Here is an 8977-nt window from a genome sequence, read left to right as displayed (position 1 = left end):
TTCTCCACTGTGTTTCTGATCCAGTTCCCGGGTTTTCTCGGTAAAACCTTCGGGAATGAGCTTGCGTGTGCTCATCAGGATATGGGCGTGATAATTGCGTTCATCACTGCCGGATCCGGTATGCGGGGCATGGATACAGGCATCAACGGCCACCTGATGTCTGTCCACGATACTGGCGCATAGTTCTTCGAGCATGGCCAGGCGTTGTTCCTGATTTAATTCACTTGGAAAAGCGATTTCAAATTCCCGGGCAACTGTCGAGTTTTTTCGGGTTTCGCGCTGTTCAACTTCGTTCCAGAGTCTTTCCCGGTTTTTTAAATGTTCTGGTGCGTCTTTGGGTAAATAAATCTCTTTGTATTCCACACCAGTTTTTCGGCTGTAGTCATGTTCTCGGCCTTCACGTTCACAATAGATCTTTTCACCAGCCCGATAGGCGATTGCAGCAGTGGCGGAACGTCCTGCTGATCGTGCTACGGTTTTGACTGAAAAGTGGTAAATCGCCATGCCTATTTTTCGCTTTTAAATTTTCACGTAGTGAAATACAACCGTGTCTACGGTTGTCGGGGTATTGGGGAGACCCCAATCGGACTTGCAAACGAAGTTTGCATAAGTGCGCTCTTCGAGGAAAACATTACTATACATATAGCACCTTGAATGCATATTCAAGTGCGCTTATGTTAGGGATGGTTTCCCAAGATGATGGTATTTAATTAATGAGCGTTACTGAAACACTAGACAGCAAAATCAAGGCACAGGAAGAAAAGCTAAAGCAGTTAAAGGCTCAAAGACAAGCAGCACTGGCAAGAGAACGTGCTAAAGAGAAAGAACAGGCTCGAAAGGATGATACTAGACGTAAGATTTTAATTGGATCCTGTATGCTGAAAATTACTGAAGAAGATGAACAGGCACGGGCTAAATTGATCGCTCAGATGGACCGATATTTGACGGATGAAAGAGATCGAAATTTATTTGGACTAAAGTAATAAGTTGCTAATTAAAAGAGAAATTTGTATCCTAATTTTTAATACTGGGAGGGAAGCTATATGAAAATAAATTTTATCATTTGGCATGTAATTATGGCTGTAATAGTTGCCCTCCTCGGATACGCATTTTTTGAAATTGCTGAGATTATAGTTTTTAGATCAGCCAATATTTTTCTTCCTGAAAATGTATCTCAATGGATTGCTATAGCTGCTGGAGTAACATGCAATATCGTTGGTTATAAAAAGATTTTTAAACGACAGTTAGAAAAGGTTTGCAGAGAAAATTTTCTAGCTTATAGAATCAATTTCTATACTTTTTTATCAAGATTTAAAGAAAATTGCTGATTCCATTTTAAGTTTCGCATAAGAGTTTTTATGTTAAGTGAATAGAAAAAGTAGGTACATGTGTACCTACCTTAAGAATAGAAATGATCGTAATTTTATCAAGCAGCTAAAATATCTAGGATTCTACTTCTTGGTAAAACATACTCTCCATTATCTTGCTCTTGAAAAAAGTCATTAGCGGCACGAATCAATGTATTGATGTAATCACAATCATCGTGCTTTTCATGCGCTGGGGGAGCAAAAAAAGCTAATAACAAAACTGTTCCCTCTGAACCTAATGTATAAACCATACATAAGTCACTTGTCCCTCGGCGTCCTATAAACCTACGAGGAAAATTATTTTTATCCCATTCTTCGATAGCTTCATCTGTCATAGCTTCTGCATCAAAGATATGAACATGCGCTAGTCCATGTGCTTCCATCACATGCCTTGGATAATCATTGGGAACATCTTTCCCAAATGACTCATGGAATCGTTTAGAAAACGCTCCACTATTAAACATATAATCTTCAAAATCTTTAGCCATCATAGTAAGGATATGCCGATCTTCATCGGTTTTAGCCCCAGCATAATAACAATCTAAAATTTGAAAATTTTTTGGTAAAAAATTAGGAATACACCACCTCCTGTAGAACTCGAATGAACTCAACAGTATAAGGTGTATTTAAGATTTAGAAATATTTTTTTAAAAAAAAATAGAGCCTATGCTTCTGATGTATTTGGATATTTCATCATGTAAGCATTTCGAGTATTCATAGAAATTCTTTCGGCTTTCTCTTTTGTTAAGCCATAAGATTTTCTAGCTACTTTTTTAACTACTTTTTTAGATTGAGATATAGACACTATATTTTCTGTTCTCATGAACTCACTATAACCATTTATATAATTTCTATACTCAAACCCAGATAGATTATGAATACGAAGATACATTTGGCAGAATCCTTAAATGGATGTTTTTTGATAAATCATTGTTTTTTAATAAAAAAACAATAATTTGTTTTACGGTTGGTCCGCGATTATAAAGCAACCGAATTGATTAAGATAGTTCCTATATTACTCTTGATAGATAAATCTAGTGTAAAAAATTGATACTTGATGGTCATTAGAAGAAGTTTTTTTTATTAATAAGTTATTAATTTTCATTAGTTTACCCTTTTAAATTAATTAGAAATAATATTTTTAATATAGGTATAGCATAAAAATAAGAAAAATAAATACTTATCTAATTTTTATTAGATAAAAATTCGTATGCTTAATACAAACTATAAGCAGTTGTACTGTTAGGTGCCATATGAAACTAAAAAATTAGGCTCTCTCGTTTCTACGATACTGGGAGTAGTTCAAAAGCCCATCATTTATTGGGCTTTTTCTATAAAAACTAAGGGTAAATTATTTCTTTTTAAGATTCCCATTTTCTATCTGATAGCTCATTGTATCAAATAAGAAGTCTGCAAGTGTTTTCGCTGAATTCACTGCTAGCTTTGCATGGTGTCTACTTGGTTTATACGTTACACCATGTGCATCAGACATTTTATTTCTCATAGTCGCAAGGCCATTAATTATATTGGATAACCCTGACAAAACTTGTTTAATTGAGTCTGAAATATCTTGTCTACTTGGATCTAGATTTAATAACTTTCTTACTCGATTAAAAATCTTAACTAGGTCTCCATCATTTCCTTTAGCATTAGGATCTAATTCAGCTTCAATTTTCACACATACTGCTTCAATTAAGCTGCGTGCATTAGTTATGGCCCCTGAGTAATCTTCGGCCTCAATTTTAGCCTTACATTTTTGGATTTGTTCTTCTATAAGAAGTTCATTAAGTTCTTCAGATTTTTCAAATCGCTTCTCAATTTCAATAATAGTTCCAGCTAACTCTCGTACTTTATAAAAATTTCCATCTCTAACTACTTCATAGCCGTCATAATTTAAAATCTCATTAACTTGAGCAGCGCAGATTTCTACTGAATGCCCCTTAGACGTAAGATCAATCCAAAGCCTAGGGTCAAGCATTTCTCGAATGGCATCTTTTAGTTTCGGCTTACCATTCAGTTCAGAAACTTTTCCTTTCGCATAAATGGCACGGCTTGGAAAACCTTGCCCATACGTTTCTCTAAACCCCATTTTATTGAAGAACTCTACAAGATCGACACCACGTCTATATGGCCAGCCTTCGAGATCTCCAGCTATATATTCACCAAGACGTTGAGTAGAAAAGTCAGATAATTTCATTGGCTTAATTCAGTAAATCTAAAATTCATATATTACTAATTATCAATAAATTTTAGACAATAAAAAACCCCAGCATCCTGCCGGGGTTTCTCATATTGGGTTGCTAGGTATGACTCCTGTCTTACCTCACGCTCCTGGTGCGATCTTTCTTATTCTTGTTGTTTGGAACATCCTGTTCTCTATGACTTCATCATAGGAAAATTCACCTATCCTGGATAGCCGCAAAGGGCCGAGTTTTATGTGAGCCAAAGCGTACAAAATAGCCTAAATTTCATCCACAGTAATTGGGGATAGTTTTCGCCCTGGAAGAGCTGAGAACATTGGGAAAATGCCAAAATTGAGCATTTTTTAGACGATTTTATTGGCGAAAGATTACAAAGTTGCTTAAAAAACACACGAGTTGTTAAAACGTCTGTTTTTTGATCTTTTGGGTTTTGGATTTATTGAGTTAACTATTTGATAAATAATACTATTTAAAAAGGCGTTTCGTATAACGCCCATTATGTTAAATAGAGGGAAAATCTATTTTTAAAGTGATAAAATTATTGCAGTTATTTTAAGAATAGCTGCTTTTGATACTTGATCATCTAGCCTAATTAAAAACTGTTTTTTAATAATTTGGAATATAAATAAGATTTAGTTAAAATTAACATTATTCATATAAATTAACATTATGTATTACATTTACTAATAATTTAAAATAATTAGTAGAAAAAAATTATGTTTTAATTATTTCTTTGATTATATAAATTGAGAGTAAAAAATGATTAATACGGAATTTTCAGAGTGTATTTCTGCATGTACAAACTGTTCACTTATTTGTACTGAATGTGCAACTTCTTGTTTAAAAGAAAAAGATTTAGAGATGATGCGTGAATGTATTCAACGTTGTCTAGAATGTGCAGATATTTGTCAGTTATGTGTGCGTATGCAACAACATAACTCACCTTTCCTCAAAGAGATTTGTGAGCTTTGTGCTAAGATCTGTGAATATTGTGCGGAAGAGTGTGAAAAACATTCACATGATTATTGTAAAAAATGTGCTGAGGCTTGCCGTCAGTGTGCAGAAGAATGTCGAAAAATTGCCATGTAAAATACTTCAATAATGTTAATTATATGGCTCTAGACTAACATAATCATTCTGCTAGTCTAGAGCCTTTCCTAAAATTAACATAATACACCTTATACGAAGGCAAAAATGGGAGCTATAAGCTCCCATTTTTAGTCTTTAATTCGCTTTTTCGCTTCGTCATAAACTATGCTATCAGCTCGTTTTCCGACGGTAATGAGCAGGATAACTACCTGATCATCTTTAACTTGATAGACAAGTCGGACACCAGCTTTTAATAATTTGATTTTATAGCAACCTGCAAGATCGCCTCTAAGCATATTCTTTGGAATATGTGGCTGCTCTATGACTTTGGCTAGTTTCTTTTTAAATTGATCTCGTATAGCAACAGGGAGTTTTTCCCATTCTGCTGTAAAGTCCTTGTGACGTAAAAGCTTATAAGTCATCTAATGTGACTTCCTCAAACATCTCTTTAGGATCATTAATGCGCTTACGGACAAGAGCTAATAATTCTTCATCTTCTTCCGAAAGCAAAGCTTTTTTGACAGGCAGTTTCCCAGTCGTAGCAACATACTCAAGAATACTAGTGAAGAAATCAGTAGGTGCAATACCTTGCTCTTTAAGGATTGAATAAGATTTTTCTTTAAGGGCTTCATCGACCCTGAAGTTAACAGTAGCCATCATATTTCCCAAGTATTTAATGTATTAGGAATAGTGTAATGCAAATTGCATTACAAGTCGACTTCGCATAATCGCCATTATGTTAAGTGAACAATAATTTCGTCGAATATTCAGGCTCTCAATTCTGCAAAACTTGCAGAATCTTGTCTAATTTGTAATCCTTGCGGCCAAGGGTGTCTAGCTAAGCTAAGGCAGGTGTTTGTTGTAGTCGGGCCGCTATAACGGATGACGAGTGCCTGTATGTTTAACCTAAATATCTTTAATAGGATCTCTAGCGAAGTATTGACCATCAAAAATGATCTAGAGCTGAATTCTGAGAATCAACTGATAACTAAATATAAGACTTCTACTTCTGAAGATTATAAAAAAGCAATTATTTTGATTTTTAAAGAACGTGGCTATACCAGGTTAGAAATAGGTCAGTTACTTGAAGGCCAACTGTAAAGACTTCCTAAAATTAACATAATACACCTTATACGAAATGCTCTGTAAAAATCGTTTTAAAACAATATTTTATGTTATTAAAAAAAGCCTAAGCACCCACTCTTAGGCTGTTTTAGTCATTTTTCATGTTCCACGATTATTTATTGATCAATGTTCCACGGTTTTATTCAGTTTTAATAAACCTCATCCGGTTTTTTGGTGAGTCATTATTTCATGTGCTTGCACTGAAATTGGCTCATCAAAAAATTGGAGTCCTGGCTAACCATAGGGAAGGAAAAAACGGCTCAGGAAGCCTCTCTTCTTAGGTTGAGGCTCAACGTGTTCTGGAACAGGGATACGTTTATTCTCTGAAGTAGTCAATCCGTCCTCTTTAAGCTGTTTTGACGGAATATTGGTAGTTATATCATCTGAGTTAGGTGAGATCTTACTTTCAATATTCTCTTTATTTGAATCAATATTGGATTTTAGGGGCTTCATTTCAATTAGTGTAAGAAGCGTATCGATACGAGCATTAGCTTTAGTCTCTCTATCTTCTGCTTTTTCTAATTGTTTCTTCAAAAAATCGATCTGATTTTTTAATTCTATAACTGTTTTATCAGTGTATTCAGATGTATCTAGGTTTTGTATTTGAGGTGTATCAATACGTTTTGGCTGTTTTCCACTAAACGGTTCACCATATACTCTTAATAACTCTGAAAAGTCTATAAAGCCATCATGATCACGGCTTAATACCCCATTTTTTATATCTTTATAAAGTGTCGCTCTAGATTTTTTATACAGTGTGGCAGCATCACTAACACTGTATTTTGTACTTGTTTTCATAGTGTATTACTGTGTATTTAAGATACGTATTGCAGAATACAATAAGTGTATTCTTCAATACACTCAAGGTTTGAAGCCTAAGTTCCGTAAGTAAGGTAAAAACGGCTTCTGTTGTTTTGGATCTCTCAGTTTTTCCTTGATTTTTGAAGCTAATATTTCATAGCTCTCACCCTCAAGTGCTAGATGAGAAAGTTCATGTAGACGTGATAGTTGATTACCAAACATATTTATCTGAGCATCTGTTAACTTATAGAACTCTTTCGGTATGTCTTTACTTTCCTGACCAATACTTCTTGTTTTTTCTTTAAAAGAAAAAGTAATGTGAGTAACTTTACGACCTGTTTTTTTCTGTTCATAAGTCACACGTAAAGGGCTGTATTCATTTATTTGATCTACAGCAGTATCAATTACTCTTTTTTTAAAATCAGCAAATAACGGATACTTTTTACCTAGTTCCAGCATGGTTCTTAGATTATCAACAGAGATTTCACGCTTACCTATTTGTCTGTATTGCACCAGTAACTCATAAATACGGATGCCGTACCCACTGTTGATACCTGCAATATCAGATAGAGCATATTTCGTAAACTCTCTACTTAGGTTAGATATAAAAGGCAAAATTGGTTTTGAAAAGCGAATACCAATGACACTTTGACTATCTAAAAACTGAACCTCCTGTACCCATCTCATTTTGATAGATTTATCGTCCACAGAAAGGTTGATAGATCTTTCATAAAGTCTATTAATCCCTTCTTTTAAATCTCTATAGGCTGTTTTTTCGTGTACTCCTAGAAGCTGTAATTCATTAACACTCACTGGGTATAACTCATCATCTGTGATGGGTTGATTCTTTGGAATACGTGAAATGGCTGCTAAGACAATACGTTGCTCTACTGCACTTAATTGATATGAAGCTTCTATAACTTGATTTGATTTTACAACTTGATTCTTATCCAAAATAAAACCATTTAATCTTTAATATATGACAAATATATACTTGTCATAGTTAGTAGTCAATCCGTCATAGTTAAGTAGTCAATCCGTCATAGTTAGTAGTCAATCCGTCATAGTTAGTAGTCAATCCGTCATAGTTAAATGCTGAAACCATTGCTATTAAAGGCATACAGAGGGCTGAAAAGATTTAAAAGATTTAAAAATAATTAAAAAAGGAAATTTGAAAAATTGCCCTTGGTTTTCGCTTCGCTCAAACTCTATTGAATCTCGCTTTCGCTCGATTCGTCGGGGCAATTTTTGGTTCATATTTTCGTGAATTTGAGGAAAAGCAAAAGCAAGATCAAAAGCAACTCGGAATTCGCTTCGCTCATGAGCTTTTTTTCTCGCTACGCTCGGTTTAGGAATCAAACTTGGAAAGTTCGCACCCATTCGGGATGCTCTGATATGCAGGTGATTGATGGATAGGGAGCTTGTAATCAGGGAAAGGAAAGGGCAAATTTTCTCAGTTCGCTCGTAGACACTCGCTCTGTTTATCGACTCATACCACGAGATTTCATTTTAGGCGCATGTTGCTGTGCTTTGAGCTGTTGTTCTTGTCTGAGTTTCATTTGTTGTTCTGCTTTGATCTCATTCACACATTTCTTAATAACTTGATAGGTTGAGTATAGAGTTTGGTATTGCTTGGCTTTGGCCGGATGTTGTTGTTGGTACTGCTTCCAGGCATGTTCTTTGAACTTCTCATTTTCCAATAAATCCTTCACACCATGTTTTTTCTGGTGTTCATGCTGACCTTTTAGCTTTTTGTGTTCCTGATAAATCTCGTCACGTTGGGCTTCCCAGGCTTTTTTTCCAAACAGTAAGGGTTTGTTCTGGGTTAATTCGTTGTGTTGATCGACCAGGCTTTGCAATTTGTCATAACTTTGCTTGAGTCGGCTCTTCACGATGTCCTGGGCGAGCTGCTGATTGAACTCGTTTTCATGTTTTTGCATCTTGCCGAAGGTGTTTTCGGCCTTTTTAAAAACATCCTGCATAAATTCTAGGTCTAGATTCGCGTCTTTTGCGCTGATTTCGCGATTTAGCACTTTGCCAAGGGTTTCCCTCTGTTTTTCCTCAAATAGGGCTTTTTCGTCAATTGGTGGCGTTTTAGCGCTATTTTTGATTTGGATCTGCTGTTCAGTTTTCAGTGTGCTGAGTTTGATCTCATTTTCAGCAATCAGCAGATCCATATTTTTGCCGTATTGCAGCTGCGCCTGATTTCTCTGTTTGATTTCATCATTGCTTCGGCTGATTTCGGTCTCAATCCCTTTTCGGCGCAGTTCGGTGACTTTAGGCCCTTCGTGCAGGGTGGCTTCCAGACCATTCTCTTGGTCCTTGTAGCTGCGGTGGTCGACTCGGGCGGTGTATCCGGCCATGTCCAGGTGCATATTGCAGATATCGGCAAAG

14 protein-coding genes are annotated in these 8977 nt (G+C 35.7%); 4 read left to right on the top strand and 10 right to left on the bottom strand.

Annotation, left to right across the window (positions count from 1 at the left end; translation table 11 throughout):
- Positions 1-504, bottom strand: a 504-nt coding sequence (mobQ, locus tag BFN00_RS12855) for a MobQ family relaxase (RefSeq protein ID WP_171260805.1), incomplete at its 3' end; no start/stop codon positions are given.
- A 209-nt stretch (positions 505-713) separates the two neighbouring features.
- Between mobQ and BFN00_RS12850 the strand changes: the two genes are divergently transcribed.
- Both BFN00_RS12850 and BFN00_RS12845 read left to right on the top strand, forming a co-directional pair.
- Positions 714-983 carry a mobilization protein gene (locus BFN00_RS12850; RefSeq protein ID WP_071852039.1) on the top strand — a complete coding sequence of 90 codons (270 nt, stop codon included), beginning with the start codon at positions 714-716 and terminating at the stop codon, positions 981-983.
- 60 nt (positions 984-1043) lie between these two features.
- The gene (locus BFN00_RS12845; RefSeq protein ID WP_071852033.1) at positions 1044-1328 is read left to right on the top strand and encodes a hypothetical protein; all 285 of its coding nucleotides are present in this window, start codon (positions 1044-1046) and stop codon (positions 1326-1328) included.
- Between the two features lie 98 nt (positions 1329-1426).
- Here the strand turns inward: BFN00_RS12845 and BFN00_RS12840 are convergent, their stop codons facing one another.
- From BFN00_RS12840 to BFN00_RS12830, 3 genes are all read right to left on the bottom strand, one after another.
- On the bottom strand, positions 1427-1858 hold the full coding sequence (locus BFN00_RS12840) for a type II toxin-antitoxin system YafO family toxin (RefSeq protein ID WP_071852031.1): 432 nt from the start codon (positions 1856-1858) through the stop codon (positions 1427-1429).
- Between the two features lie 173 nt (positions 1859-2031).
- Complete coding sequence (locus tag BFN00_RS12835) at positions 2032-2259, bottom strand: hypothetical protein (RefSeq protein ID WP_032024836.1); 228 nt, start codon at positions 2257-2259, stop codon at positions 2032-2034.
- A gap of 459 nt (positions 2260-2718) precedes the next feature.
- Entirely contained in the window at positions 2719-3564 is an 846-nt protein-coding gene (locus tag BFN00_RS12830) for an abortive infection family protein (protein ID WP_071852029.1), read from the bottom strand.
- A 763-nt stretch (positions 3565-4327) separates the two neighbouring features.
- On the opposite strand from BFN00_RS12830, the gene BFN00_RS12825 reads away from it, so the two are divergent.
- Entirely contained in the window at positions 4328-4657 is a 330-nt protein-coding gene (locus BFN00_RS12825; protein WP_000610966.1) for a four-helix bundle copper-binding protein, read from the top strand.
- A 128-nt stretch (positions 4658-4785) separates the two neighbouring features.
- Here the strand turns inward: BFN00_RS12825 and BFN00_RS12820 are convergent, their stop codons facing one another.
- Together BFN00_RS12820 and BFN00_RS12815 are read right to left on the bottom strand one after the other, a co-directional pair.
- Positions 4786-5079, bottom strand: a complete 294-nt coding sequence (locus BFN00_RS12820; protein WP_000221358.1) for a type II toxin-antitoxin system RelE family toxin — start codon at positions 5077-5079, stop codon at positions 4786-4788.
- On the bottom strand, positions 5069-5314 hold the full coding sequence (locus BFN00_RS12815) for a type II toxin-antitoxin system RelB/DinJ family antitoxin (RefSeq protein ID WP_000246756.1): 246 nt from the start codon (positions 5312-5314) through the stop codon (positions 5069-5071). The genes BFN00_RS12820 and BFN00_RS12815 overlap by 11 nt, the downstream gene beginning before the upstream one ends.
- Positions 5315-5554: 240 nt before the next feature.
- On the opposite strand from BFN00_RS12815, the gene BFN00_RS16175 reads away from it, so the two are divergent.
- The gene (locus BFN00_RS16175) at positions 5555-5758 is read left to right on the top strand and encodes a hypothetical protein (RefSeq protein ID WP_057979931.1); all 204 of its coding nucleotides are present in this window, start codon (positions 5555-5557) and stop codon (positions 5756-5758) included.
- Positions 5759-6016: 258 nt separating this feature from the next.
- Here BFN00_RS16175 and BFN00_RS12805 read toward each other — a convergent pair whose 3' ends face one another.
- From BFN00_RS12805 to BFN00_RS12790, 4 genes are all read right to left on the bottom strand, one after another.
- Positions 6017-6580, bottom strand: a complete 564-nt coding sequence (locus BFN00_RS12805) for a plasmid replication DNA-binding protein (protein WP_071852027.1) — start codon at positions 6578-6580, stop codon at positions 6017-6019.
- A gap of 63 nt (positions 6581-6643) precedes the next feature.
- Positions 6644-7537, bottom strand: coding sequence for a replication initiation protein RepM (repM, locus tag BFN00_RS12800; RefSeq protein ID WP_071852025.1), 894 nt, complete (start codon positions 7535-7537; stop codon positions 6644-6646).
- A 156-nt stretch (positions 7538-7693) separates the two neighbouring features.
- Positions 7694-7963, bottom strand: a complete 270-nt coding sequence (locus BFN00_RS15835; protein ID WP_143115432.1) for a hypothetical protein — start codon at positions 7961-7963, stop codon at positions 7694-7696.
- Positions 7964-8064: 101 nt separating this feature from the next.
- Positions 8065-8977 (bottom strand): MobA/MobL family protein (locus tag BFN00_RS12790; RefSeq protein WP_171260804.1); only part of this gene is annotated, 913 nt, incomplete at its 5' end.

It is taken from the genome of Acinetobacter sp. AR2-3, assembly GCF_001878775.1.
Taxonomy (GTDB): domain Bacteria; phylum Pseudomonadota; class Gammaproteobacteria; order Pseudomonadales; family Moraxellaceae; genus Acinetobacter; species Acinetobacter lwoffii_D.
Note: the sequence above shows the minus strand (reverse complement) of the source record. Positions and strands in the feature narration are given on the sequence as shown.